Genomic DNA, 22967 nt, shown 5'->3' with positions numbered 1-22967 from the left:
ACAGCCTACGCGATCAGCAGTTCCTCGCCGCGCTCTGCGAACGGCGAGAGGACGTTGCTGATTGACTTACGCAATCAGTAGTTCCTCTCCCCGTTCGACCTTGATGCGACACGAGGGCGTGATCTTGTTGTAGGCACGGCGGAACGCTTCCTTGACGTGCTCTGCGTCTTCGACGTTGCAGTAGGCGGTGAACAGCTGCTCGCCGGCCTGGATGCGGGCGGCGGTGCCGACGATCTTCCCGAAGGCGGCGCGCATCCCGTCGGAGACACGGTCGGCCCCGGCACCGGTCGCCTGCTTGTTCTCGCGCAGGACCTGGTGGGGGAACTTCCGCAGCGTCATCTTGTAGTCACCCTCTTCACCGAGCTCCTTGATCAGGTGACGGTTGGCCGACAGGCGGGAGGCCTCCAGCGAGCCGTGACGGAGCTGGACGGTCTCCTCGACGATGAGGCTGATCTGGACGGGGTAGTCGTCGGCGTCCTTCTGCTTGCGACCCATCTTGTGCTGTGCGATCTTCGAGCCGGGAATGCCCGTGATGTATTCGCGTCGGGTGTACGCGGGCTTGTCGATGTCCCGGTACATTGAGGCTGGTTTGTCCGACATAGGTACTCTTGGAGAATACGTCGCCGAGCGGCCCAATAAGGGCTTCGAACCCGCCCGACGGCGTGCCGTGGTGTCGCATGCAGCGGCCCGAGACCGCGAACGCCCGTCAGGCGACCGTTGCTGTGGTGTCTGGGTCACCTGCTCTCGGCTCGACTGTTAGCCCAGTAACACCACTGTCACCGCGCTCTTTTAGGTTTCGCGCGCGTATGATTGCTACCATGAATATGCTCGTCGACGGCGAGTGGCGGACCGATGCCTACGAAACGACGAACGAGGATGGGGCCTTCAACCGGCAGGACACCACCTTCCGTGACCGGGTCGAGGACGACCCCGACGCGCGGTTCCAGCCCGAGGCCGGCCGGTACCACCTGTACGCCTGCCGTGCCTGTCCGTGGGCTCATCGGATTCTGGTCGCCCGGAAGTTGCTGGGACTGGAAGACGCCATCACCGTCGACTACGTCGACCCGTTCCGCGCCGAGGACGGCTGGCAGTTCACGCCCGAGAAGGAGGGGTGTACGCCGGATACGGTCAACGGGTCGGACTACCTCCGCGAGGTCTACGTCGAAGCCGACCCCGACGCGACCTGTCGCGTGACGGTCCCGGTGCTGTGGGACAAGCAGGAGGAGACCATCGTCAACAACGAGTCCAAGGAGATCCTTCGGATGCTCGACACGGAGTTCGACGACGTGTCGACCAACGACGTTGATCTCTATCCCGAGGGTTACCAGGACGAGGTCGACCAGATTATCGACGACATCTACGAGCCCATCAACAACGGCGTCTACCGCTGTGGCTTCGCGAACAGCCAGTCGGCCTACGACGAGGCCGTCGAAGAGCTGTTCGACGCGCTGGACCACTGGGACAGCGTGCTCGAAGACCAGCGCTTCCTCGCCGGCGACCGCCTGACTGAGGCGGACATCTGCATGTTCACGACGCTGGTGCGCTTCGATGAAGTGTATCACACCCACTTCATGTGCAACCACAAGCTCATCCGCGAGTACGACAACCTCTGGCCGTATCTGCGCGATCTGTACCAGCTCCCCGGCGTCGCCGAGACGGTGAACATGGACCACATCACGGAGCACTACTACACTACCCACCCCGACGTGAGCCCGAAGCGCATCATCCCGATGGGTCCCGATCCAGATTTCGAGGCCGACCACGACCGCGACGAGCTACCGGGCGATCTCCCCGAGACGCTGTTCCCGACGGCGTAAGCGACAGTATTGAGGCGGATATCGAACATTGAGTCGACGCTGTTCCTTTTATATGCCCGGTTCCCACTGTGGGCAATGAGTCGGGTGTCGGACCGAACGCGGGGCGTCAGTCCGGTCATCGGCGTCGTCATTCTGGTGGGAATCGTCGCGATTCTCGCCGCCACCATCGGCGTGTTCGCGCTCGGTTTCAGCGACCAGCAACCGACGCAGGCGCCCCAGGTCGCTATCGTGGCCGACTACAGCGAGCGAACTACCGGCAACGGGGAGTATCTGAATCTCAGCTTCAGCAGCGGCGAGACCGTCTACAGGGACAACCTGTCCGTCGTCATGTCGGGTGCGAAACGCTCCGACGGCAGCGACGTGACGCTTGATACCGACCCGATACAGGCACAGGCATCGACGCAGATCACGTCGGGAACCCAGATCACGATCCATCAGGGCCAGTTTACCGGCATCGGGAGCGGCGAGCATCTGGACCTGAGCGACGCGACGCTTCGCCTCGTCTGGAATCCAGCGGACGAGCAGGAATCGGAAACGTACGTCATCTACCGCTGGCCGGACCCGAGCCAGCGCAACTGAACGGCCGTTTCGGAGCCAGTGGCCGCTGTCGGACTGTCTCTCGCTACTCGGCCAGCGACAGCGTGACTTCGTCGGTTTCGTAGTCCTCGATAAACGACCCGGAGCCGCCAAGCGAGACGGTCCGGTCGCCGATGTCTACGAGCAGCGTGTGTTCGATGGGGTATGAGTTGGTCTCTGGCTCGGCCACCCCCTGTTTCGTCTCGACCACGGCCCCTTCGATGTGAGTGGTGTCGTCCCCGGGCTGGACCGGCCGCACCTCCGCGGAGACTTGTACGTCGTGGCCGGCACGCAGGTGCAGCGTCGCCTGGAGGACGGCGTGGCGGAAGTCGAGGTACGTCGCCGGGAGCGGGGCCGGGTCGGTGACGGTCACCTCGGTGGCCATCAGCCAGTAGTTCCCGAGGAACGATCCCGACAGCACCGGAACGAGCTGTTGCTGGACGAAGGCGATGGCCCGCTGGTCTGAGTTGGTGCGTGTCACCATCTCCGCCGGCGAGACGAGCCCGAACTGGGCGTCGACGGTGAGCATGATCGGCATCGCGCGGTCCCAGGACCGGACGACCGAGGCCAGCCCGGCCACGTCGTCCGGGTTCAGGTCGTCAGCGCTGTTGACGACGAGCATCACGAGGACGCCGCGGTCGACGGCCGCCGACAGTTCTTCCGAGATCTCCGGGAGGTACTGCTGGGGGACCGACAGCATGATCTCGCGCTCCGCGTTCCTGATGTACTCCGTGAGCCGCTTGATGACCGTAACCCGCGATTTGATGACATCGAACTGCTGGGGTTCCCGGGCACTCGCCGAGTACCGGGAGTCGAGCGCTCCGCTCATCTCTTCGAGTCGGTCGGTCAGCGCGTCGATGACTTCCTCGGGCGGCCGTGCGCGTATCGTCGTCGGCACGACGTGGTCGTTGACCTCGACGAAGCCGCGGTCTTCGAGCGATTCGCTGATGCTGTAGACGTACCGTTTGGAGACGCCGGTGTCGTCGGCGATCTCGCTCGCCGTGGCCTCGCCGCTCCCGAGGATCGACAGGTACGTGTCGACTTCCTTCTCCGACAGGCCCAGCTGCCCCAGCCTGTCCCTGAGTGTCGAATCATCCATCTGTTCACATCTGGCACCGGCGGCGAATAACTGTGTTTCGGTGCCCTGTAACCGCCAACGCCCGCACAACTCCATCTAGCGTCTCCGCTGTCGAACCGTCCGGCTGCTCGACGGTTATAAGATTGAAAAACTATTACACCATATTTTATATTCTCTGCGGTGGTGACTTCTGCCAATGACGCTCCGGACGGCGCTCAACGATTTCAAGCGAACGCGGGACCGAAGCCACCAGTTCCCGGGTGAACTCCGCTCTACGACGGGCCTTTTCTCTGGACTCGACAGCAGGCTGGTCCACGTCGACAGCGATGGCTCGCTGCGGGACTACTCCTATCCGCTGTGTGGACTCACGGGGATCGATCGCTCGCGCTTTGGCGTCGAGACAGAGTCGACCACGTGGTTCAGTGCCGACGCCGACCAGCGGTATCGCGGCGACGCCGGCGTCGTCGAGACGATTCACGACTGCGGCGACTGGGCCGTCGTCCAGACGGACTGTACCATCGAACGGGCTCACGTCTCCCGGTTCGAACTCCGCGGCGACGCGCCCGCGGACGTGTCGCTGCGAGCGTTCGTCGACTTCGCACCCGACGGACGGGACGGGCAACAGAGCCTGCTGATGCATGGCAACACCATTGAAGCCTACCACCGGTCGGAACACGACTTCGTCGGCGTCTCGACCGAACTCGACGCCGTGCAGGGCCAGATTCCCGAGCGGTTCCCCGAACTCGTCGATGACGACCCGGTCTCGTTCCCCCGGGCGACCGGCGGGCGACGGTACGAGGACACGACGTTGACCGGTGGCGTCGTGCTAACCGCGCCGTTCGTCGACGGCGGCGTCACGCTGACGACGCTGCTGACGGACACGAACGACACCGGCCGGGACGCGGCGCTGTCGACTATCGACCGGCTGGTGAGCGACCACTACACCTCGGAGACGCTGCTGGAAGCGGGCCAGGCACAGCGACAGTGGACCGTCCCCGCGGACACGTCGAACCGGGAGAGCGTCGTCGCCGACCTCCGGGTCCTTTCGCTGCTTTCAGCCGCGAACGGGGCCAGAATCGCCGCCCCTGACTTCGATCCGTACTACGTCACCTCCGGCGGCTACGGCTACACGTGGTTCCGCGACGACGCCGAAATCTCGGCGTTCCTGCTCGAAGCCGACGGGACCTTCGACCTCGAACTCCAGCCGTGGCACCAGCGCTCAGCGGAGTTCTACTGTCGCACCCAGCAATCCGATGGCAGCTGGCCCCACCGGGTCTGGCCCGGCGACGAGACGCTCGCTCCGGGCTGGGCGAACGCCCGCCTCGAAAGCGGCTCGGACGCGGACTACCAGGCCGACCAGACCGCGAGCGTCACCGCCTTCCTGGCGACGTACCTCCGTACGGGCGAGCCGGCCGAGCCGGGGCGAATCGAAGCTACGCTCGGGCGCGCCGTCGAGAGCATCGACGACACGCTGGCCGACGACGGCCTCCCCGTCGCCTGCCAGAACGCCTGGGAGAACATGCAGGGACGGTTCACACACACTACCGCGACCTTCCTGCATGCCTACGCGGCGGTCGCCCGCGCACCCGTTTCCGCCACGCTTCGGGATCACGCCCGGTCACAGGCCGAGACGGTGCTGTCCGCGCTGGACATTCTGTGGACCGGTGACCGCTACGCGCTCCGGAAACACGACGGGACCATCGACGACCGACTGGACTCCGCGACGCTGGCCCTCCCTGCGGCCTGTCGCGTCGCCGCCACAGCCGTCGACCTGCCGGCGGAGACCCGCGACCGGCTCTGTACGCACGTCGAGACGACGCTCGACGGTCTGGAACGGGATACCGGCGACATCCGCGGGCTCATCCGCTTCGAGGGCGACGACTGGCGGCGCGGCTCGCAGACCCACGAAAAAGTCTGGACCGTCTCGACGGCGTGGGGCGCAAACGGGGCCGCACAGCTGGGGGCGCTCCTCCGTGACGCCGACGACACCCGAGCGGCAGCGGTCTACGCCCGCTCTCGGGACCTCCTCGGTGAAATCCTCCCCGGCGGCTCGCTCGTCCAGTCCAGTGGCTACCTCCCCGAGCAGTTGTTCGACGACGGCACGCCGGACTGTGGCACGCCACTTGGCTGGCCCCACGCACTCCGGCTGGCGACGGTTGCCCACCTCGCTGACGCCGGAGAACTGACCGCCGAGCCGCTGGGCGTCCGCGAGTAAATAAGGCAGTCGAAGCGTCGTGAAACCGAGAGCCGTCAGCGATTTCTCGCCGCCGGTACCACGACAACGTCCCCGACTTCGACCAGCCCATCCACTTCGACCCGGTCACCGCTGAGCAGGTCAGTGTCCTCGACTGGGGCGTCGAGCGAGACTGCCGCCGTTCCCTCGCCGAAGTGCAGGACGACCACCAGCGTCTCATCGCCGTCGGTGCGCTCGTAAGCCACGACTGCCTCTGAATCGCCTGCCTCGGTAGTGTGGGGAATCGGACGCACACCGTGCGCGCGAAGTGCAGCGTGGTCCGCTCGCAGATCAACCAGTTGCCGGTGGAAGTCGGTCAAGGCGTTGTCGCCGTCGTGCCAGCGCATTGTCCCGCGCTGCTTTTCGACGCCCCGTTCCTGGCCGGCGTATATCATCGGCGTTCCGGGGAGCGTGAACGTGGCCCCGACGGCCGCCCGAAGCGGTGCGGCCCCGCAGTGGTCGATGTAGCGGTTCTCGTCGTGGTTGTCGACGTATCGCATGTGTGCGGTGCGGTCGGGGTAGCCGTGCTCGACCGTCGCGTCGAGCGCCTCGAACAGCGCCGACGCCGGTGCCTCGCCGGTCCCGATGTCACGGAGCGCGTCGAACAGGTCCGTGTCGTAATGCATGTCGAACTCGTTTTCGGCGAAGGCGGCGTTGCGCGGGACCGTCTCATCGAGCAGCAGGAACTCGGAGTCGTCGGCTTTCACCCGCTCACGGACTTCCTTCCAGAATCCGTGTGGCACGCCCCAGGCCACGTCACAGCGGAACCCGTCGACCAGGTCGTGCCACTCCTCGACAACGTCGAGCATCCAGCGCCGGACGGCTAGGGAATCGTAGTTGAGGTTCGGAATCCGCGTCCAGTTGAAGTAGTGGCCCGGCGCGTCCTCGCCCGCCCAGTCGACCCCGGAGATGTCCTGTTCGGCCGGAATCCGCTCGTAGTAGTCGGCGTACTCGGGGACACCTGCCTGGTGGAGCTGGAAGGCCGGATGGTCCCGCGAGCTGTGGTTGATAACCAGGTCGAAGACGACCCGAATCCCGGCGTCGTTGAGCCGGTCGACCAGCGATTCGAACGCCGCACGCGTTCCCAGGTCCGTGGCGGTGTCGAAGAAGTCCGTGATGTGGTAGCCGTGGCGGGTCGGACTCGCCTGAACGGGTGTAAGCCACACCACGTCGACGCCCAGCGATTCGATGTAGGGGACCCGCCGCTCGATCGCCTCGAAGGTCGTGTCGACGGTTTCGCCGGCGAACGACCGGACGAATATCTCGTAGATGGTGGCGTCGCCGGTCCAGGCCGGTGGGTCGGCGGGCCGCGAGACGGTCACTGTATCGCCGGTGACCGTCTCCCTGTCCCCGATCCCTCCGTCGCGCTCCACGACCAGCGTGTCCGCGACGCTGTGGCGCTCGGCGACGGTGACAGCGTGAATCCGGGCCGTCTCGGGCAAGGCGTCGCGTGGCACCCGGAGTTCGTCGCCGTCGATGGTCACAGCCGAGGCCGCCAGCGCGTCGCGGCCGTCGAGGTGGAACTCGACTTCCGGCTCGCTCCCCGACGGGGCCGCGCGGGCGTCCGCAGTGACGACGAGATCGTCGCCGACCGTCTCGCCGGTGAGTTCGACCCGCGGGCGACCGGGACCGTCCACGGTGACCGCGTCGGTCGCGGTCGCTTCGAAGGAGCCGTCGAAGCTGAAGATGGCGTGGTGGGTCCCCGGCGGCAGGTCGGTCTCGATGACCCACTCGTCGCCGTCGCGCTCGGCCCAGTGTGTTCCCGTCGTGAAGTCGTTGAACGTCCCGATGACGATGGCGCGGTCGGCGACGGTGAGGTCGTCGTGGCCGAAGTCGTCCTCGGTGACGCTGAACCGGGCCGTCTCGGTGACTGCCGGGAACGCGCGGACGACCTGTTCGTGCGTGCCGTCGGGTGCAGTTAGCTCGGCCCGGTAGGTGCCCGGTGCGTCGGGTTCGAGGTGACAGACCGGGCCGTCGCTGAGGGCCGCCGTGCTCGCTGCCGGTCGTTCGTGTAGCCGCCACTCGGCAGCCATGTCGGGGTCGGGCTGACGCGGGGCCAGTTCGACCGATTCCCCGACAGCCACGAACCGCGGCGGTCCTGGATGGTGCATACGCCTACGGTGCGGGGGTCGGGACGGTTAGTGTTACGCTTCCGACGAAAATTAGGAATGATTAATACCTCGCATTTTATCGAACAGAGGCGACGCCATCCCGTGGGCGCGCCTCGCTGCATTCGCGCTCACCTTCCTTTTACCGATCATGCTGGCGTACCTGTTCGCCCAGCGCTACTTCGAGGCGGTCGCTCGTTCAGCGGGATGGAAGGCTAAGCCGGCGCGACGCCGGCCGTCATCCAGCAGTCCTCGTAAGGCGATTGGGTCTGCTTCTCGACTGTCCATCGGTAGCTCGTCGTCGTCCCGTTCGCGTCCACGACCGTCACCGGCTGTGACGCGGTGTCGCCGTCGCGTTCGAGCGCCCCGTACCGCACGCCCGTCGCGTTCAGGAGCGGCTCGAACCCGCTCCGGATGGTCCGGACGAAGTTCGAGTACGGCCCGGTCAGGTCCCGGTTCGACGGCGACGCGAACCGCCAGGTCGTGTTGATACCCTCGTTCGTCGCCGGGTCGTTGTTCTGGAGCGCCAGAACCTGAATGTGGACGACCAGCCCCGGCGGCCGCTCGCAGTTGGGTCGCAGTCCGAGGACCCGCGGCTGTGTCACCGCCGACCGGTTGGCGTCGACGGAGACGTTCCCCCAGTACTCCCGGTCGCCCCCTGTCGGTTCTACCGCTTGCGGGTCCTCTGTGGGTACGTCGGCGGGCGTCACCGTCGCCTCGGATTCCGCCTGGCCGCCGCTGCCGAACAGCGCCCCACAGCCCGCCAGTGCGACGAGCGTGGCTAGTGCGACGAGTACGAGGGAGCGAACGGCTGTCATACCCCTGTATTGGCGCGCACCCTTTTCGGTGTTCTGTCGCCGGTGCCGGGCGTTGGCCCGCACGTCAGCGGTTCATGCCCTCGTCAAGCCGCTGCTCGACCGCATTGATGTCGTTGGGCTCGTTGACGTTGTGACACCACCCCTCTAGTTCGACTGCCTCGACGCGGTGGCCGGCGCGCAGCAACAGGTCGATTGCGTCGGGGAGTTCGTACTCACCGCGTTCGGACAGTTGGGTCAGCGCGCAGGCGTGGCCGATAGCCGGGTCGAACACGAAAAAGCCCCGCGTGACCAGCGTCGACGGGGGGTCAGACGGCTTCTCGATGAGACCGGTCACTCGCCCGTTGTCGTCCGTCCTGACGACGCCGGTCGTTCTGGCCTCGGCCCGCGACACGTCTTCGACGAGCAGCGTCGCGCTGGCGTCGGTCGCGCGGTGGCGGTCGACCGCGTCGCCCAGGTTCGCCCGGCAGACGTTGTCGCCGTTCAGCACGACGAAGGTTCCGTCGACGGCGGAGCGGGCCTGTTCGAGCGCGTGGGCCAGTCCCAACTGGTCGTCCTGCCGGACGTACGCTATCGGCGTGTCACTATACCGTTCTCCGTAGCGGGCCACGATGTCGTCGCCGCGGTAGCCGATGACGACGACCAGGCGGTCGACGCCGACGGACAGCAGCGTGTCGAAACAGTGTGTGAGTAGCGGCTTTCCGGCCACCTCGACAAGTCCTTTCGGCATGTCCACGGTCAGCGGGCGCATTCGCGTCCCTTCGCCGGCAGCGAGTACGACGCCGTCCATAGCCGGCCCCACGCTTGCGCCGACTAAATGCCTGTGGGCGAGCGGGTTTTGATTTTAGCCCACCAACGGCCCATATGGCCGAGGAGTGTGACACCTGCGGTCGGTCGGTCACTGTCGACGAGGCAATCCGACGGGAGACGTTTGGCGATCTCGACAACGACCGCTGGCAGACGCTGTGCCGTCTGGACTACGGTGCACGGTTCCAGACAACCTTCGTCGGCCGGACTCTTGACGGGGAAAGAGACAGGTGGCTCTGGCGTGTGCTGTCGTAGCATGGAAGACGAAGCGTGGCGCTCGGTCGAGATCATCCGGGACAACGACGGCGTCCCCCACGTCCTCCAGCAGAAGCTGCTGGTGTTCACCAGCGGGGTCTCCGAGGAATCGGCCGGCTACACCAAACCGGCGATGGAACACCGACTCGTACCGCTGCAGGACCTCACGAAGTTCGGCGGGACGTAGTCAGACCGTGATAATCTCGTACTCGTCGTCGACCAGCGACCGGATACTGGGATGCCCGTCGTATTCGGCGAGCGTCGCGAGACCGGCCTCGTCGACGGCTTCGGACACGTCGTAGGCACTGGCGCAGTAATCACACACTGAAACCTTGTCGCGGACGGCCGCATAGAGGTCGTGGTAGTCGTGGTCCTCGTCTTCGAGTTCGGGAATCCACTGCGTCCCGCCGCCGTCGAAAATGACCTCGATGTTGTCTCCCTCCGTCTCGGCGAACTCCTTTGCGCCTTCGAGTGCGTTGACGACGCGACCGAGGTCAGACGGCGATTCCGTTCCGGCGAAGATGATGAACGCAGCGTTTGCCATTACATCTCGGACTGCGCGGGAAACACATAGGAACCCCGGGCGGCAGTGCGCGGGGCGTGACTATTCGCTCAGGAAACATCTCGGGATACACTTTTGCGCCCGTCCGACCGAGTACCGGTAATGGCCGAACCGCTGTACGTCGGTGTCGACCGGAGCGACGGGGGCTGGGTCGCTGTCGCGTTCACCGGCGACGGCTTCGACCACGCGTCGGTGTTCGACGGCATCGGCGCGTGCTGGTCAGCCTACGAGGAGCGCGCCCGCCGGATCCTGGTCGGTGTCCCGATCGGACTCGTGGAGTCGGGCGACCCGGACCGCCGGTGTGACGACCTCGCCCGGTCGGTCCTCGGTGACCGTCGCACGACGATCTGCACACCGCCGGTGCGAGAAGCGACCCGGAAACAGCGGTACTCGACGGCTAACCGCGTCCACAAGCGCAAGAGCGGAAGCGAACTCTCCAAGGCGGCGTTCGCACTCAGTGACAGTCTCGCGCGGGTCGACGAGCTCCTGCAGGAACTGCCCGAGGCCGCCGCCGTCATCCGGGAGTCCCACCCGGAGGTCTGTTTCCGGGCTTTCGCCGGCGAGCCGCTCAGCTATTCGAAGCACACTGCGGGAGGGTACGCCGAGCGGATGCGGGTTCTCGCACACTACGACCGCGACGCTGCACCGACGGTCCAGAACGCCGCCGAAGCGACCGGCGGTGCGGCGGTGACTGTTGACGACGTGCTCAATGCCGTCGCTCTCGCGTACACGGCCCAGCCCGGCGACGGGGACCTGCAGACGCTCCCGCCGGAGCCCCCGCGGGACTCGACCGGATTACCGATGGAAATCGTCTACCGAGCGGCGTCGCCACTGGTCGCGTAGTACCGGCGCTGGGCGAACGCAGTCGCTCGCCGAGTCTCGTTTGATGTCAGTGACGCGGCCCCGTGCTCGCTGCACGCGGGCGTCGCTGACAGAGTTTATATTGCTGGACTGTAGACAGAAGCCGTCTTACAGTCGCGTGAGATTGGTCGCTCGCGGACCCTTGTCCGCTTGCTCGATGTCGAACTCGACTTCCTGCCCCTCTTCGAGGTCAGGGCCGCCGACGTCTTCCATGTGGAAGAAAACGTCTTCGTCCGCATCGTCAGTCTCGATGAAGCCGTACCCGCCGGTGTCATTGAAGAAGTCGACAGTGCCTTCCGCCATTGTTAGAGCCGTGTGACGTTGTTGGCGCGCGGACCCTTGTCCGCCTGCTCGATGTCAAATTCGAGCTCCTGTCCTTCCTCGAGGTCCGGGCCGCCGATGTCTTCCATGTGGAAGAAGACGTCTTCGTCCGCGTCCTCAGTGTCGATGAAACCGTAACCGCCAGTGTCGTTGAAGAAATCAACCGTTCCTTTCGCCATTGCAACCAAAGAGAAGCCTGCACCACGGATAACGGTGTCGGTACGACTATGGAGTGGCTAACTGACCGAATCGGCCGCAGTCCGGTGATTATGTAGTGTGTAATACTGGCATGCACCACACATCCGGCCACTTTGCAAGACAGGCCGTCCCAACGTCTGGCCCGTATTCGATCTTATTGTCTCACTAACCAAATGGAATTAGGCGCGTGAATCCGAATCGTAACTATGTACCGTGGCGTGCGGGCCCGTCTCGCGCCGTGGCTGCTCGCCGGCTTCGGTCTCGCTCTTGCTGGCGTGGCTGTCGTCTGGCACCTCGGGATCGAGGCACAGCGTATCGGGCAGCTTGGCGGCCCCGCACTCGCACTGGCCCTCGATGGCCTGCTCCCGCTGGTACTGGTGTATGGGAGCTATCGGCTCGTCTCGTCATCGACACCGGGGGAGCAGATCTGGACGGTGTTCGGCTGGAGTGTCGCCGGGAGTCTCGCAGTCGGGACCATCATCGGCCTGAGCGTCCTCATTCGCACCATCGAGGGGCGGGTGATTGCCGAGCCGGTGTTCGTCACGCTCCTGGCGGTAGAGACCGGCGCTGTCACGGGTCTGGCGGCGGGAACGTTCGCGATCCGGGCCCGCCAGGACGCCAGCCGTGCGACCCGAACCGCGAACACGCTGTCGTTCGTCAACGACCTGCTCCGACACGATATCGCAAACGGGCTGGTCGTCATCGACGGTCGGGCGACGATCCTCCAGCGCAACGCCGAGTCCGAGATGGTACAGACAGCGGCGGACGCGATCCACGAACAGGTGTCCACACTCGAAAGCCTGGTGGACAACGCCGGGGCCGTCGCCGAAACGCTCGGCACGGACCCGGAGTACAAGCCGACTGACATTGTGGCAATCGCCGAGACGGTGGCCCGGGGGATCGAACAGACACACAACGTCGAAATCGAACTCCGCGGTCCGGACCGCGCGATGGTGCACGCCAACGAGGCCGCCCGCTCGGTGCTGCGGAACCTCCTGGAAAACGCTATCGAACACGGGACGCCGGCAGCCGAACTCTCCGCCGAGGGGACCGCAACGGACGGGGCCGCGTTGCAGGGCGACGGGCACCAGATGGACACGACCCAGCCGACGGCAGACGAGATCGACCGCCCGTCAGTGATCGTCGCAATCCGCAAGCGCGACGATATCGTCGAGACCCACGTCGTCGACGACGGCCCGGGCATCCCCGACGACCAGCGCGACAGCATCTTCGACCCGCGGGCGGGCGACACCCACGGCGGGGGACTCCACCTCGTCCGGACGCTCGTCGAGAGTTTCGGTGGTGACATCTACCTCGCCGACACTGCCGGGGCCGACGCGGCTTACCCCGACACAGGCCTCGATGGCGCGCATTTCGTCGTGGAACTCCCGCGGACATGGGAACAGCCCGCATGACCGACGTTTCTTGACCGTGGGGGGCACAGTGGGTGGTATGTTTCCTCGCTTGCGTGCCCAGGGACCGACTGTCCTCATCCCGCTTGCGTGGGCAGTCGTGGGGCTGGCCCATCTCGATGTGGTCTCTGACCGGGCGGTGCTGATCTTCCACGTCGTCGCTGCCGTCCTCATTGCCGCCTTCGCCGCCCTCTCGTGGGACGAGATGGAGACCGACGTTCTCCGAGTCTGGCGCGACATCCTGCTCGTCGGCCTCCTGCTAACCGTCGGCGGTATCGTGGGGCTGCTCGTCGTCCAGCTTCGAGACCCGTTCCTGACGACGACGATACTGGGGTGGATGGTCGTCCCGGGAATCGGCCTCTACTACACCGGTAAGCGCGTGGTGACAGGCCAGCGGGCGTACACGGCCGGGGCGGTGCTGAGCGTTCTCGGTGCGGCAGTCTACGCCGGCGGGCTGTTCCCGGCGACGAACGCCGCGCTGCTCGCCGGCATCGGCCTGGCGCTGGTCGGCCAGACGGTCGGCATCGCGCAGGCGGTTCGCCAGCCGCGGGAGACGCCGTCAGGATAGCGCCGCGTCGAGCTTCTCCACCGGATGCGGCGGCTCGCCGTCGCTTTCGTCCCAGTCCTCTAGCTGCGTGCGACAGGACGCGCCGGGCGCGACCACGGTGTCGCCGCGGCTCTCCCCGATCTGGTCGAACAGTATCGAGCCGATGGCTTTGCTCATCGAGAAATGCTCGGCCTCGTAGCCGAACGAGCCGGCCATGCCACAGCAGCCCGAGTCCAGCGGGTCGATGTCGTAGCCGGCCCGCCGGAGGACGCCGACGGCGTGGTGGTCCTTCTTCGTCGCCTTCTGGTGGCAGTGGCCGTGGTAGGTCAACGTCTCCGTGGGGGCGTCCCAGTCGGCCCCCTCGTCCAGCCGGAAGGTGTCGAGGTACTCGCAGACGCCGTAGGCGTTGGCCGCGAGCGTCGCCACGTCCTCGCCCGAGAGCAGATCCAGATAGTCCGACTGGAACATCACGGCGTCGCTTGGCTCGACCAGTACCACGTCCCAGCCCTCCTCGACTGCGGGGACGAGCGCGTCGACGTTGTCCCGCGCAGTGGCTCGGGACTGGTCCAGAAAGCCCTTCGAGTGGGCCGGTCGCCCGCTGTCGGTCCGGTTGGCTAGCTGGACGTGGACGCCCGCGGCTTCGAGCACGCGGACGGCAGCCTTCCCGACTTCGGGGTGACTGTAGTTGGTGTACGTGTCGGGAAACAGCACGGCCTTGCGCTCGGCCTCGTCCGCCGGGACTTGCGGGCCGCGCTCGTCGAACCAGTCCTGTAACGTCGTCCGCTGGAAGCTCGGCAGCGTCCGGTCCATGGCGATGCCGACCGTCTTTTCCAGCACTGTGCGAGCGCCCGGCACCTTCGTCGCAAGGTTCGACAGCGGTGCGAAGGCACTTCCTAACCCCGCCAGTGCGTCGACGTTGGCGAAGATTTTGTCTCGGAAACTGGAGCCGTGTTCCTGGTGGTGGGCGTGGGTCACTTCGGCTTTGAGCTTCGCCATGTCAACCTCGCTCGGGCAGTCCTTCGCACACCCCTTGCAGCCGATACAGAGGTTGAGCACCTCGTGCATGAACTCCTCGTCGGTGGGGTCCTCCGGCAGGTCGCCGCTCATGGCCTGCCTGAGCATGTTCGCACGGCCGCGGGTCGTTGTCATCTCCTCCTCGGACGCGCGGTAGGTCGGACACATCACGCCGCCGGTGGTCTCCTGCGGGCCGCGACAGCCGCCACAGCCGTGACAGAGTTCGACCATCCCCTGCATCCCGTTGTCGTTGTCCCACTCCAGTGCGGGGTCGAAGCCGGCGTTGAACTCGTACGCCGGATCGAATCGGAGGTTCTCGGTCATGTCGACCGTACGCGCCCGCTCGGGTTTCGCGCCGGACTCGACAGCGGCGGCATCGACCCCGACGACCTGGCCGGGGTTGAGCAGCCAGTCGGGGTCGAACGCGGATTTGAGCTCCTGGAACGTCTCCCAGAGGTCCGTGCCGTAGAGTTTCTCGTTCCACTGCGTGCGAGCGCGGCCGTCCCCGTGTTCGCCCGAGACGCTCCCGCCGTATTTCACCACGAGATCGGTCACCGCGTCGGCGATCGACTCCATCGTCTCGACGCCCTCGACGGTCTTGGTGTTGATGAGCGGGCGGATGTGGAGCACGCCGGGGCCGGCGTGGGCGTAGAAACAGGCGAAGGTGCCGTGTTCCTCGAGTATCTCCTGGAAGTCGGCGACGAACTCCGGGAGGTTCTCGGGCGGGATGGCGGTGTCCTCGATGAACGAGCCGTGTTTCTCGTCGGTCGTCCGCGAGAGCAGTATCGGGAGGCCCGATTTGCGCATCTTCCAGAACTTCTCGCGTTTGGCCTCGTCGTGGGCCTCCATGGCGTCGAACGCCCGGATCGGCGCGTCGACGACGGCCCGGTCCGCAGTCGGGTCGGCGGCGGGGTCGACGCCCTCGGTTCGGTCCGCCAGCAGATCGGCGACCTTCCGCCGGCCGCTCTCCTCGTCGTCGGCGTAGAACTCCACGATGAGCACCGCTCGGGTCCCGTCGGGCAACATCCCGACAACGTCCTCGAACTCGGCGGTGTCCCGAGCCAGGTCGATGAGCACGCCGTCGAGCACCTCGACGGCCGCCGGGTCGTGTTCGAGGATGTCCGACACGTCTTCCATGGCTTCGATAAGCCCCTCGTAGGCGAGCAGGGCCATCGACTTGGTCTCGGGAATCGGCTCCAGTGACACCTCGGCCTCGGTGACGATGGCGAGGGTCCCCTCGCTGCCGGCCAGCAGCGACGCGACGTTGACGGTCCCGTCCTGTGCGTCTTCGAGGACCCAGTCGAGGTTGTACCCCGAGACGTTGCGTTTCAGGTCCGGGTAGTGGCTCGTGATTTCTTCGCTCTCCTCCGTGAGTATCCGCTCGATTTCGGCGTAAATCTGGGCTTCGAGGTCCCCGTCGGAGTCCGCCCGGTCGCGCAGTTCTTCACGGGTGACCTCGCCGAAGGTCGTGACGGTGCCGTCAGCGAGGACGACTTCGCATTCCTCGATGTAGGCGTCGGTCTTGCCGTACTGCAGGGAGTGCGCGCCGGTGGAGTTGTTGCCGATAGCGCCGCCGAGGACGCTCTTGTCGCCCCACGCGGGGTCCGGCGCGAACTTCAGCCCGTGGTCGGCCAGTTCTCCGTTCAGGTCGCCGAGCTTGATGCCCGGCTGGGCACGCGCTCGCCGGTCGCCGGGCCGTGCTTCGACGAGGTCGTTCATGTACCGGGAGAAATCCAGCACAACGGCCTCGTTGACGGTCTGGCCGGCGAGGCTCGTCCCGCCACCGCGGGGCAGCACCGGGATTTCCCGCTGAGCGCAGTAGGACATGACGGCGGCCACGTCCCCGGTCGAGCGCGGGTAGACGACGCCGATGGGCAGCACTTCGTAGAGGCTGGCGTCGGTCGCGTACAGTTGCCGCGAGTACTCGTCGAACCGGACCTCGCCGTCGATCCGTGTCTGTAGGTCGTCAACGAGGCCCGAGCGAGCGACGTTGTCGTTCTGATAGTCGTAGTTCGATGCCTCGTCGGCCGACGGATCTATCCGGGTGCCGGAATCGGTTGCCATAGTGTGTTTCATGTCCCTTGCCCGGCCACCGACGGACCGGGTACTCGGCGGTGTGTCGTGGCTGTTCTAGCCGTACGGCTATCAAAATAGTTCCGCTACGGTATCCCATCACGCACTTTTCGCTCGGTCGACCAGCCGACTGCGGGACAGCGTTTACCCGTTCGCCCGTGATAGCACGTGTTACGCAACTGTTAATATCAGTACTAGCCTATATAAGGTGATTATGACACACAGCAACGACCCGTTCGAGACGATGCTCCGACTCTTCGCACAGACGCGACGGACAATGATGGACGACAGGATGGCTGGCGAGACCGGACGCCGGATGGACGGCGGTTCGAGACACCGGCTGAACGACAGTCCGTCACGCCGCGACGACCGACCGGTCACGGATACACGCCAAAGCGGTCACGGCCGACACAGCATCGACACGAACCTCCACGTCGACGAAACCGACGACGGGTACGTCGTGATGGTCGACCTCCCGGGCTTCGAGCAGGATGACCTCGTCGTCCGATTCGAAGACAGCGTCCTCAGCATCCAGGGCGAAACCACGGTTGCCGAGGAGACCGACAACGGCGCTCGCCGACACAGCCGACGGGTCGCCGAACGGGTCACCGTTCCCGACACCGTGGTAGACGACGACATCACCGCCACCTACCACAACGGCGTCCTCGAAGTAACGCTCCCGCGTGCGGACGACGCTGACGACTCGAACCGAATCGAGATCGAGTAGGCGTCGCGGTCGATTGGTCGCGGTTTTCTAATCGGGTATTAATCACCCTCACCGCGTCCGTACCCGCTTAATAGTCTCTCTTACCTCGTCTATAGTCTCGTACAACCGCCGTCGACTGCGTGCTGTGAGGCCGTAACATGTCCGAAGCGACCTGGGACGTTCAGGACGGCGCTATCGTCGAGCGGCCGCGGAACGTCCGGAAACACCCGCTGTTGAACCGAATCTACGAACGTCACGACGACCTCATCGCCGAGCACCTCCCGGCCGGGCGGACGCTCGAAATAGCGTTTGGCCAGCACATGCACCCCCGCGCCGATATCGGACTCGAAGGCTGGCCGTCCAACGCCGAAACCGTCCGCAAGCCGGCGCTGGCCGGTGACGCCCGGGCGTTGCCGTTCGCCGACGACGCCTTCGACGCCGTCGTCGGTCGCCGGTTCCTCCACCACGTTCCACCTGCTGACCGTCCTGAAATCGTTCAGGAAACCGCTCGCGTTCTCCGCCCCGGTGGCCGCGTCATCCTGCTCGAAGGGACGCCGGGACTGTACCGGACGCTCACCAAGGGTCTTGCATTTCGGCTGGGCCTGCTGGAGGAAGACACCGATATCTACGGCCACCTCTCGGAAGACACTGTCACGGCCCTCGTCGACGGCTCGTTCGATGTCGTCGAGAAACGGACGCTGGGATCGCCGCTGATGCTTGCGAGCATCTCTGAATCGGACGCGTCAGCGCGGCTGCTCGACCTCTACGAACGGACCCAGTACGTCAAGTGGTGGACGTTCGTGGTGGGCGAGCAGCCAGACATTGTGGCGTGACTACAGGTCGACAGCCACACGCAGCTCGCTGTCGGTTATCGTCTCGATGCTGTCGGCAGCGACCTCGATGTCGTTCTCGTCGGCGTCCCCGAACCCGAGTCCCTGCACCCAGGCTTCCGTGAGGTCTGGCTCCGGTTCGACGTACGCGACCTGCTCGTTCGGGTCGACCTGGGTCACGATCCCGATCTGCTCGCCCTGTGCATCCATGAGGAACTTCCCCTCGTCTTCTGTCGATAAAACTGCCATTTCGTCTGACAGCACAAGCCGGACAAAGTAATAAACGTCGGTTACGCCGACTCGGTCCGCCTGCGTCCGCCAGTTGCCGTCGGCCGACATTCGCTTTGCCCCTAGTACCGCGAGAAGTTCTCGTCAGGGTAGATCCCCTCGTCGGTGATATCGACAACGTCCAGCGTCGCCAGTCGGCTGAGGCGGTCCGCCGCATCACCCTCGTCGACGCCCAATTCGACTGCCCGCGCCAGCACTCGGTCACGGCTGGGGACGGACTCGATGAAGCCGTCGCTGTCCGTCTCTGTCTCCTCGGCGATGATCGCTTTCAGGATCGCTCCGTGTTCGCGCTTCGATGGCGTGGTGCTGTCGCCGGTCCAGTCCACGCTCAGCGTCCCGTCCTCGTTGACGTGGGAGACGACAAACCCCTCCGGCAACGTCTCCGTCACCGCCGCCACCAGCGCCGCCCGGTCGAGTCGCGCCTCGAACCGGAACCGCTTGCCGTCCTTCGACTGCCCGAGGCTCCCGATGTTCGCGCCCGTATCGACTGTTGCTTCCGCAATGGCGTCAGCGAGGCGGTCCCGAACCGACGCTGCGACGGCGTCCCGCTCCTCGCTGAGAGCTGTGAGTTCGTCGGTCAGTGCCGCGTGGCGTTCCATCTGCTCGTGTGCTGGTTCATCTGGCATACCCATGCCACTTGTCGCCACGGAATTACCTGTTCCGGCGGGTGTCCACAGTTGAAATTGAGGCCAATTCCGTGTAAATCGGTTTAATTCGGCCACAAACGACGGTAAGACGGGCTGACGGTGTTCCTGCATGAAGTGGCGTGGGGCACTGGGTGGCACCACAATGAAAGCCGAACGCAGCACGCTTTCCGGGGTCGGGGCGGTCCTGCTTCTCACGGCCGTGGCCGTTCTCACGCCGTCGCTGACACTCGGCCTCGTCGACTAGACGTTCCGAGCGTGTGGCTCGCTGGCTCACGGCTTTGCCGTTTGCCCTTTCGAGACTCCCTTCGCTCGCGTCTCGCACCGCTCGCCGTTCGGACAGAGAGCTCTCGTGTACGCGTTCGTGGGCGGTAAAATGGGGTCCGACAGGTGGCCTACGCCAGCGAAAGGTCCCCGATCGCCTGTGACGCGAGGTCGGCGCTGGCAGCGACACCGTCTTCGAGGATAAGTGTGATGTCGTCGCCTGCGCTGACGCTGAGGCCGTTGTTCGCCTCGGTCCCGACGAGGTCCGGCACCGACATCGCCGACAGTATCCCGTCGGTCGGTAGCCTGCCGTCCTCGTTCATACTGAACATGGCGCGGTACTGGACGGTGACGCCGAACGCGATGTCGTCGCCGGTCGTGGTTTTCGCGAAGTTGATCAGCAGTGTCCGTGGAATCGCGGAATCGGCGGTCTTCGCGTAGCCGACGTAGGTCCGCATGGTCGTCTGGCTCCCGAGGAACGTCACCGACCGCGAGGCGACCTCGGCCGGCGGGACCGTCCACGAGAGGTTCTTGCCGAGCCCGGCGGCCTCACGGATGCCCGACTCTTCGAGGTACTTGCCACCATCGGCGGTGACGAACCCTTCCTCGTCGACTTCGTCGAGCGGGTTCAGCGACTGCCCGCCGACCGACGCCGACGGCGTGGTGAATACCGCCACCGTCATCTGGGTGTCCGCGGCCCAGTCTTCGTCGAGGTGGTTCCAGTATATCTTGGATAGAGTGGGCAGGCTCGGGATCGTTTCGGTATCGATGGTCGTCGACCCGACTGTGGTGTCGCCATCGGTCTTGTTACTAAGGCCCAGGCCCAGATTGGGGGAATCGGGACGCTCTCTGCGTGTGGTGTCGGGGGGGTACACTACATTATTACTCTTTGCAGCAGTCAGGAACAGCGGGCCAACACCGTGACTCATTGGCCGTCCTCCGAGACGAACGCGAGTCCAGCCGGCGTGAACGACTCGCCCTCGGCGTACGGGACCGGTGGGTCGAACCTGACCTCGCCGTCAGTCACCCTGTCGCCGAAGTCGATGTCGGCCATCGGGGTCGCCGAGAGAAGGCTGTCCGGTTCGCCCTCGGTCTCGGGGACCAGCAGCGTCGTGGACGCGGCCGGTATCGACTCGAACTGGTCGCCCTCGGCGGGCGTGATACCGTCGCCGTCGAGGACGCCCGAGCCACGAACCGCTCGCACCGGCTTGCCGTCCGACCACTCGGCCATCAGCGAGTCGCTGTCTTCCCAGCGCTCCGCTTCGGTGGGGTCGGGCGTCGACTCCGCGCTAGCGAACACGGTGAGCTTGCTTTCAGCGGTCACGGAGCCCGAGAGGGGGCCAACCTCCCGCTCTTCCTTGTTCGTGAACGTCTTGCCCTCGCCTTCTTCAAAGCCGAGTTCGGACATCGTATCGCCCATCTGCACGCCGCTGGCGGTGTAGCTCCGATTCGTGATGCTGCTACAGCCAGCCAACCCGGCCGCGCCGGCGACACTGGCCGCCAAGAGTAATTTACGCCGGGTAAGTGTCGCTCTCTTTTCGCTAGCGTTACTTTGAGAATTCACATATTATATAGTATTTAAAAGTATTTAAATATATGTATACGAATACTATAGATAGATGACATGGTAACAGACGTTTTCTTAGCGTCCAAGAAGCGCAAATGCGCGCTCAGAACGATTTGAGGGCCGCGAAACGGCCGATTTCGAGGGTCTAACACTGGGCTAAATCGAACGACGCATACCGTCGAACTCCTTCGGGACGGCATCGACACCAGCGCTCACGCCGACCACCCCCGACCTGTGGTCGGACGAGTACTTCTCCTACTAAGGCATGGTATTCGGGAATACGGGCCGAGAACGGTATGCCACCTCCCGGATTGTGAACTCCCGGGAGACTCGCTTCGCTCGTCTCCCGACTTCCCGCTCATTGCGCTCGCGGGAACGGGGACAGCTCGATCTTCAGTCGAGTACGTAACGCTCTCCAATGAACATCGTGTAGAAGCCGGATGCCGCCTCCCGGACGGTGAACCAGAGGAAGACGGTCGCCTCGCTCGGCACTGCGACTTCCAGGGTTCAAATCGCGCTCGGAAGCAGTTTCACTGCTCACTTCGTTCGCAGGAAAATGCCGCCTCCCGGATTTGAACCGGGGACAGCTCGATCTTCAGTCGAGTGCTCTCCCAGTCTGAGCTAAGGCGGCGCGCACTCCAAGCGACGACGAGGGTAGAAAAAAGGATTTCGAAAGCCGGCGCAGGTTCTGAGAAAACTGGTTGCGATGCCAAACCCGGTTACGGAAGAAACAGGTCGGCGCTGTCGAACGTCTTCCCACAGTCCTCGCATTCGTATTCCGTCCCGTTAGCCGTCGATACGTCCCCGCTACAGGCCGGACACGTCGAGCCATCTATCATGGCCTGCGGTAACACAACACCCGATAAATGTCTTTCGGGACCTGTCGGCTGGCAGTGCTGATCTGCGGATGCCACATCGGACGCGGTACTCGGTCGTTCACACGGCGAAAAATTTAGCGAGTGCGGGCGTCCTCGTGAACAGGGCGAACGAGGGCAGCTGTGCTCTCCCGACGATTCGAACTGAAGCCAGACGTGCTCACTGCGTTGCGCGCGACTGGCAGGAATCGAATCCTCGTGGACTATCCGCTCCTCACGTCCGTTCGTCGCAGGATGGGTTCGGGCGAATTCGAACCGAAGGAAGACTCACTGCGTTCGTCTTCCAGGGTTCGAACCGCCCGAAGGATAGATTCATCGCTCACGTATCGTTCGCGATAGAATCGATGGGTCCGGGCGGATTCGAACCACCGGCCTCGGCCTTGTAAAGGCCACGTCATAACCAACTAGACCACGGACCCGTATCCCACCGTTTTCCATCGGCAGGAATAACGCTTTCTCTCTCGGCCGACAGTGGGCACCGACAGTATTACCCACGGCCTGCCCCTCACACGGAGTATGCAGCGCCCTGCCGTGATCGTTCTCGGATTCGTCGGCCTTCTCGTCGCCGCTGCCGTGGTCCTCCAGACCGGCCTCTGGGTCGAAGTATTGGGGACCGGCGAGTACGAACAGGGCACAGTGACGGTCCATGACAATACAATGCCCGAGACGGCGACCCCGGTGTCATGTGATCGCTCGCCCAATGCGACGGAGGTGGTTGCCTGTGCTGACTCCCGGCAACTGGCGACTGTCACGGTCAATATATCGGATAATAGTAGGCAGCGCTATGTCGGTCTGAGCGAGACGGAATCGCTCGGACCCGATGAGGGAATGCTGTTCGTCCACGACGACGAGGGCCAGCACACCTACGTCATGCGGAACATGTCGTTTCCGATTGATATCATCTTCATCGACGCCAACGGGACCATCACGACCATTCACCACGCGCCGACGCCTCCAGAGGGCGAACAGTACAGCGAGCAGTATCCGGGCTACGGGAAGTACGTCCTCGAAGTGAACCGCGGGTGGACCAACCGGACCGGCGTCGAGGTCGGCGACCGGGTCGAACTGCCGCCCGAAGTCGCGTAGCCCGACGGCCTTTTGCGGGTTCGGCCCCTG

At 64.8% G+C, this 22967-nt stretch carries 24 protein-coding genes, 2 tRNA genes and 1 pseudogene; 12 read left to right on the top strand and 15 right to left on the bottom strand.

Annotation, left to right across the window (positions count from 1 at the left end; all coding sequences use genetic code 11):
* Nucleotides 1–66: 66 nt before the first annotated feature.
* The gene (locus NDI54_RS01125; RefSeq protein ID WP_310894653.1) at nucleotides 67–600 is read right to left on the bottom strand and encodes a 50S ribosomal protein L16; all 534 of its coding nucleotides are present in this window, start codon (nucleotides 598–600) and stop codon (nucleotides 67–69) included.
* Nucleotides 601–818: 218 nt separating this feature from the next.
* Here NDI54_RS01125 and NDI54_RS01120 point away from each other — a divergent pair, with 218 nt between their 5' ends.
* Nucleotides 819–1817 carry a glutathione S-transferase family protein gene (locus tag NDI54_RS01120; protein ID WP_310894652.1) on the top strand — a complete coding sequence of 333 codons (999 nt, stop codon included), beginning with the start codon at nucleotides 819–821 and terminating at the stop codon, nucleotides 1815–1817.
* A gap of 75 nt (nucleotides 1818–1892) precedes the next feature.
* Nucleotides 1893–2396 carry a type IV pilin N-terminal domain-containing protein gene (locus NDI54_RS01115; protein WP_310894651.1) on the top strand — a complete coding sequence of 168 codons (504 nt, stop codon included), beginning with the start codon at nucleotides 1893–1895 and terminating at the stop codon, nucleotides 2394–2396.
* Between the two features lie 43 nt (nucleotides 2397–2439).
* Here NDI54_RS01115 and NDI54_RS01110 read toward each other — a convergent pair whose 3' ends face one another.
* Entirely contained in the window at nucleotides 2440–3492 is a 1053-nt protein-coding gene (locus tag NDI54_RS01110; protein ID WP_310894650.1) for a TrmB family transcriptional regulator, read from the bottom strand.
* A gap of 175 nt (nucleotides 3493–3667) precedes the next feature.
* Here NDI54_RS01110 and NDI54_RS01105 point away from each other — a divergent pair, with 175 nt between their 5' ends.
* Nucleotides 3668–5686, top strand: coding sequence for a glycoside hydrolase family 15 protein (locus NDI54_RS01105; RefSeq protein ID WP_310894649.1), 2019 nt, complete (start codon nucleotides 3668–3670; stop codon nucleotides 5684–5686).
* A 35-nt stretch (nucleotides 5687–5721) separates the two neighbouring features.
* Here the strand turns inward: NDI54_RS01105 and NDI54_RS01100 are convergent, their stop codons facing one another.
* A complete protein-coding gene (locus NDI54_RS01100; RefSeq protein WP_310894648.1) occupies nucleotides 5722–7815 on the bottom strand; it encodes an alpha-amylase family glycosyl hydrolase in 2094 nt (697 codons plus the stop codon).
* Nucleotides 7816–7909: 94 nt separating this feature from the next.
* Here NDI54_RS01100 and NDI54_RS01095 point away from each other — a divergent pair.
* Nucleotides 7910–8031: pseudogene (locus NDI54_RS01095) on the top strand (sugar ABC transporter permease); the annotation flags it as partial.
* Here the strand turns inward: NDI54_RS01095 and NDI54_RS01090 are convergent.
* Both NDI54_RS01090 and NDI54_RS01085 read right to left on the bottom strand, forming a co-directional pair.
* Nucleotides 8028–8630 (bottom strand): DUF4864 domain-containing protein, encoded by a 603-nt coding sequence (locus tag NDI54_RS01090; RefSeq protein ID WP_310894647.1) that lies wholly within the window; start codon nucleotides 8628–8630, stop codon nucleotides 8028–8030. The pseudogene NDI54_RS01095 and the gene NDI54_RS01090 sit on opposite strands and share 4 nt — an antisense overlap.
* Before the next feature lie 64 nt (nucleotides 8631–8694).
* Complete coding sequence (locus NDI54_RS01085; protein WP_310894646.1) at nucleotides 8695–9417, bottom strand: nucleotidyltransferase family protein; 723 nt, start codon at nucleotides 9415–9417, stop codon at nucleotides 8695–8697.
* A 74-nt stretch (nucleotides 9418–9491) separates the two neighbouring features.
* Between NDI54_RS01085 and NDI54_RS01080 the strand changes: the two genes are divergently transcribed.
* On the top strand, nucleotides 9492–9689 hold the full coding sequence (locus NDI54_RS01080; protein ID WP_310895153.1) for a hypothetical protein: 198 nt from the start codon (nucleotides 9492–9494) through the stop codon (nucleotides 9687–9689).
* A gap of 1 nt (nucleotide 9690) precedes the next feature.
* On the top strand, nucleotides 9691–9876 hold the full coding sequence (locus tag NDI54_RS01075) for a hypothetical protein (RefSeq protein WP_310894645.1): 186 nt from the start codon (nucleotides 9691–9693) through the stop codon (nucleotides 9874–9876).
* Here NDI54_RS01075 and NDI54_RS01070 read toward each other — a convergent pair whose 3' ends face one another.
* On the bottom strand, nucleotides 9877–10233 hold the full coding sequence (locus NDI54_RS01070) for a hypothetical protein (RefSeq protein WP_310894644.1): 357 nt from the start codon (nucleotides 10231–10233) through the stop codon (nucleotides 9877–9879).
* A 120-nt stretch (nucleotides 10234–10353) separates the two neighbouring features.
* Between NDI54_RS01070 and NDI54_RS01065 the strand changes: the two genes are divergently transcribed.
* Entirely contained in the window at nucleotides 10354–11094 is a 741-nt protein-coding gene (locus NDI54_RS01065) for a DUF429 domain-containing protein (protein ID WP_310894643.1), read from the top strand.
* 126 nt (nucleotides 11095–11220) lie between these two features.
* Here NDI54_RS01065 and NDI54_RS01060 read toward each other — a convergent pair whose 3' ends face one another.
* Both NDI54_RS01060 and NDI54_RS01055 read right to left on the bottom strand, forming a co-directional pair.
* Nucleotides 11221–11415, bottom strand: coding sequence for a cold-shock protein (locus tag NDI54_RS01060; protein ID WP_004515391.1), 195 nt, complete (start codon nucleotides 11413–11415; stop codon nucleotides 11221–11223).
* A 2-nt stretch (nucleotides 11416–11417) separates the two neighbouring features.
* Nucleotides 11418–11612 carry a cold-shock protein gene (locus NDI54_RS01055; protein ID WP_004515390.1) on the bottom strand — a complete coding sequence of 65 codons (195 nt, stop codon included), beginning with the start codon at nucleotides 11610–11612 and terminating at the stop codon, nucleotides 11418–11420.
* A 225-nt stretch (nucleotides 11613–11837) separates the two neighbouring features.
* Between NDI54_RS01055 and NDI54_RS01050 the strand changes: the two genes are divergently transcribed.
* Nucleotides 11838–13046 carry an ATP-binding protein gene (locus tag NDI54_RS01050; RefSeq protein WP_310894642.1) on the top strand — a complete coding sequence of 403 codons (1209 nt, stop codon included), beginning with the start codon at nucleotides 11838–11840 and terminating at the stop codon, nucleotides 13044–13046.
* Nucleotides 13047–13083: 37 nt separating this feature from the next.
* Nucleotides 13084–13611 carry a hypothetical protein gene (locus tag NDI54_RS01045; protein WP_310894641.1) on the top strand — a complete coding sequence of 176 codons (528 nt, stop codon included), beginning with the start codon at nucleotides 13084–13086 and terminating at the stop codon, nucleotides 13609–13611.
* Here NDI54_RS01045 and NDI54_RS01040 read toward each other — a convergent pair.
* Nucleotides 13603–16668, bottom strand: a complete 3066-nt coding sequence (locus tag NDI54_RS01040; protein WP_310894640.1) for an FAD-binding and (Fe-S)-binding domain-containing protein — start codon at nucleotides 16666–16668, stop codon at nucleotides 13603–13605. The genes NDI54_RS01045 and NDI54_RS01040 overlap by 9 nt on opposite strands.
* A gap of 223 nt (nucleotides 16669–16891) precedes the next feature.
* Here NDI54_RS01040 and NDI54_RS01035 point away from each other — a divergent pair, with 223 nt between their 5' ends.
* Entirely contained in the window at nucleotides 16892–17404 is a 513-nt protein-coding gene (locus NDI54_RS01035; RefSeq protein ID WP_310894639.1) for an Hsp20/alpha crystallin family protein, read from the top strand.
* 137 nt (nucleotides 17405–17541) lie between these two features.
* On the top strand, nucleotides 17542–18216 hold the full coding sequence (locus NDI54_RS01030) for a class I SAM-dependent methyltransferase (protein WP_310894638.1): 675 nt from the start codon (nucleotides 17542–17544) through the stop codon (nucleotides 18214–18216).
* Here NDI54_RS01030 and NDI54_RS01025 read toward each other — a convergent pair whose 3' ends face one another.
* The 6 genes from NDI54_RS01025 to NDI54_RS01000 form a co-directional block, all read right to left on the bottom strand.
* The gene (locus NDI54_RS01025) at nucleotides 18217–18462 is read right to left on the bottom strand and encodes a hypothetical protein (protein WP_310894637.1); all 246 of its coding nucleotides are present in this window, start codon (nucleotides 18460–18462) and stop codon (nucleotides 18217–18219) included.
* A 101-nt stretch (nucleotides 18463–18563) separates the two neighbouring features.
* Nucleotides 18564–19133, bottom strand: a complete 570-nt coding sequence (locus NDI54_RS01020) for a hypothetical protein (RefSeq protein WP_310894636.1) — start codon at nucleotides 19131–19133, stop codon at nucleotides 18564–18566.
* A gap of 407 nt (nucleotides 19134–19540) precedes the next feature.
* The gene (locus tag NDI54_RS01015) at nucleotides 19541–20338 is read right to left on the bottom strand and encodes a DUF6517 family protein (protein WP_310894635.1); all 798 of its coding nucleotides are present in this window, start codon (nucleotides 20336–20338) and stop codon (nucleotides 19541–19543) included.
* On the bottom strand, nucleotides 20335–20913 hold the full coding sequence (locus NDI54_RS01010) for a hypothetical protein (protein ID WP_310894634.1): 579 nt from the start codon (nucleotides 20911–20913) through the stop codon (nucleotides 20335–20337). Before NDI54_RS01010 ends, NDI54_RS01015 begins: the two co-directional genes overlap by 4 nt.
* Before the next feature lie 620 nt (nucleotides 20914–21533).
* Nucleotides 21534–21607 (bottom strand) — tRNA-Phe (locus NDI54_RS01005).
* Nucleotides 21608–22196: 589 nt separating this feature from the next.
* Nucleotides 22197–22270 (bottom strand) — tRNA-Val (locus NDI54_RS01000).
* 97 nt (nucleotides 22271–22367) lie between these two features.
* Here NDI54_RS01000 and NDI54_RS00995 point away from each other — a divergent pair.
* Nucleotides 22368–22937 (top strand): DUF192 domain-containing protein, encoded by a 570-nt coding sequence (locus NDI54_RS00995; RefSeq protein WP_310894633.1) that lies wholly within the window; start codon nucleotides 22368–22370, stop codon nucleotides 22935–22937.
* The last annotated feature ends 30 nt before the right edge of the window (nucleotides 22938–22967 follow it).

Source organism: Haloarcula terrestris (assembly GCF_031624315.1).
Taxonomy (GTDB): domain Archaea; phylum Halobacteriota; class Halobacteria; order Halobacteriales; family Haloarculaceae; genus Haloarcula; species Haloarcula terrestris.
Note: the sequence above shows the minus strand (reverse complement) of the source record. Positions and strands in the feature narration are given on the sequence as shown.

Coding starts and splice junctions, on each gene's coding strand:
- NDI54_RS01125 (WP_310894653.1), bottom strand. CDS start 600: ATGTCGGACAAACCAGCCTCAATGTACCGGGACATCGACAAGCCCGCG.
- NDI54_RS01120 (WP_310894652.1), top strand. CDS start 819: ATGAATATGCTCGTCGACGGCGAGTGGCGGACCGATGCCTACGAAACG.
- NDI54_RS01115 (WP_310894651.1), top strand. CDS start 1,893: ATGAGTCGGGTGTCGGACCGAACGCGGGGCGTCAGTCCGGTCATCGGC.
- NDI54_RS01110 (WP_310894650.1), bottom strand. CDS start 3,492: ATGGATGATTCGACACTCAGGGACAGGCTGGGGCAGCTGGGCCTGTCG.
- NDI54_RS01105 (WP_310894649.1), top strand. CDS start 3,668: ATGACGCTCCGGACGGCGCTCAACGATTTCAAGCGAACGCGGGACCGA.
- NDI54_RS01100 (WP_310894648.1), bottom strand. CDS start 7,815: ATGCACCATCCAGGACCGCCGCGGTTCGTGGCTGTCGGGGAATCGGTC.
- NDI54_RS01090 (WP_310894647.1), bottom strand. CDS start 8,630: ATGACAGCCGTTCGCTCCCTCGTACTCGTCGCACTAGCCACGCTCGTC.
- NDI54_RS01085 (WP_310894646.1), bottom strand. CDS start 9,417: ATGGACGGCGTCGTACTCGCTGCCGGCGAAGGGACGCGAATGCGCCCG.
- NDI54_RS01080 (WP_310895153.1), top strand. CDS start 9,492: ATGGCCGAGGAGTGTGACACCTGCGGTCGGTCGGTCACTGTCGACGAG.
- NDI54_RS01075 (WP_310894645.1), top strand. CDS start 9,691: ATGGAAGACGAAGCGTGGCGCTCGGTCGAGATCATCCGGGACAACGAC.
- NDI54_RS01070 (WP_310894644.1), bottom strand. CDS start 10,233: ATGGCAAACGCTGCGTTCATCATCTTCGCCGGAACGGAATCGCCGTCT.
- NDI54_RS01065 (WP_310894643.1), top strand. CDS start 10,354: ATGGCCGAACCGCTGTACGTCGGTGTCGACCGGAGCGACGGGGGCTGG.
- NDI54_RS01060 (WP_004515391.1), bottom strand. CDS start 11,415: ATGGCGGAAGGCACTGTCGACTTCTTCAATGACACCGGCGGGTACGGC.
- NDI54_RS01055 (WP_004515390.1), bottom strand. CDS start 11,612: ATGGCGAAAGGAACGGTTGATTTCTTCAACGACACTGGCGGTTACGGT.
- NDI54_RS01050 (WP_310894642.1), top strand. CDS start 11,838: ATGTACCGTGGCGTGCGGGCCCGTCTCGCGCCGTGGCTGCTCGCCGGC.
- NDI54_RS01045 (WP_310894641.1), top strand. CDS start 13,084: ATGTTTCCTCGCTTGCGTGCCCAGGGACCGACTGTCCTCATCCCGCTT.
- NDI54_RS01040 (WP_310894640.1), bottom strand. CDS start 16,668: ATGGCAACCGATTCCGGCACCCGGATAGATCCGTCGGCCGACGAGGCA.
- NDI54_RS01035 (WP_310894639.1), top strand. CDS start 16,892: ATGACACACAGCAACGACCCGTTCGAGACGATGCTCCGACTCTTCGCA.
- NDI54_RS01030 (WP_310894638.1), top strand. CDS start 17,542: ATGTCCGAAGCGACCTGGGACGTTCAGGACGGCGCTATCGTCGAGCGG.
- NDI54_RS01025 (WP_310894637.1), bottom strand. CDS start 18,462: ATGGCAGTTTTATCGACAGAAGACGAGGGGAAGTTCCTCATGGATGCA.
- NDI54_RS01020 (WP_310894636.1), bottom strand. CDS start 19,133: ATGGGTATGCCAGATGAACCAGCACACGAGCAGATGGAACGCCACGCG.
- NDI54_RS01015 (WP_310894635.1), bottom strand. CDS start 20,338: ATGAGTCACGGTGTTGGCCCGCTGTTCCTGACTGCTGCAAAGAGTAAT.
- NDI54_RS00995 (WP_310894633.1), top strand. CDS start 22,368: ATGCAGCGCCCTGCCGTGATCGTTCTCGGATTCGTCGGCCTTCTCGTC.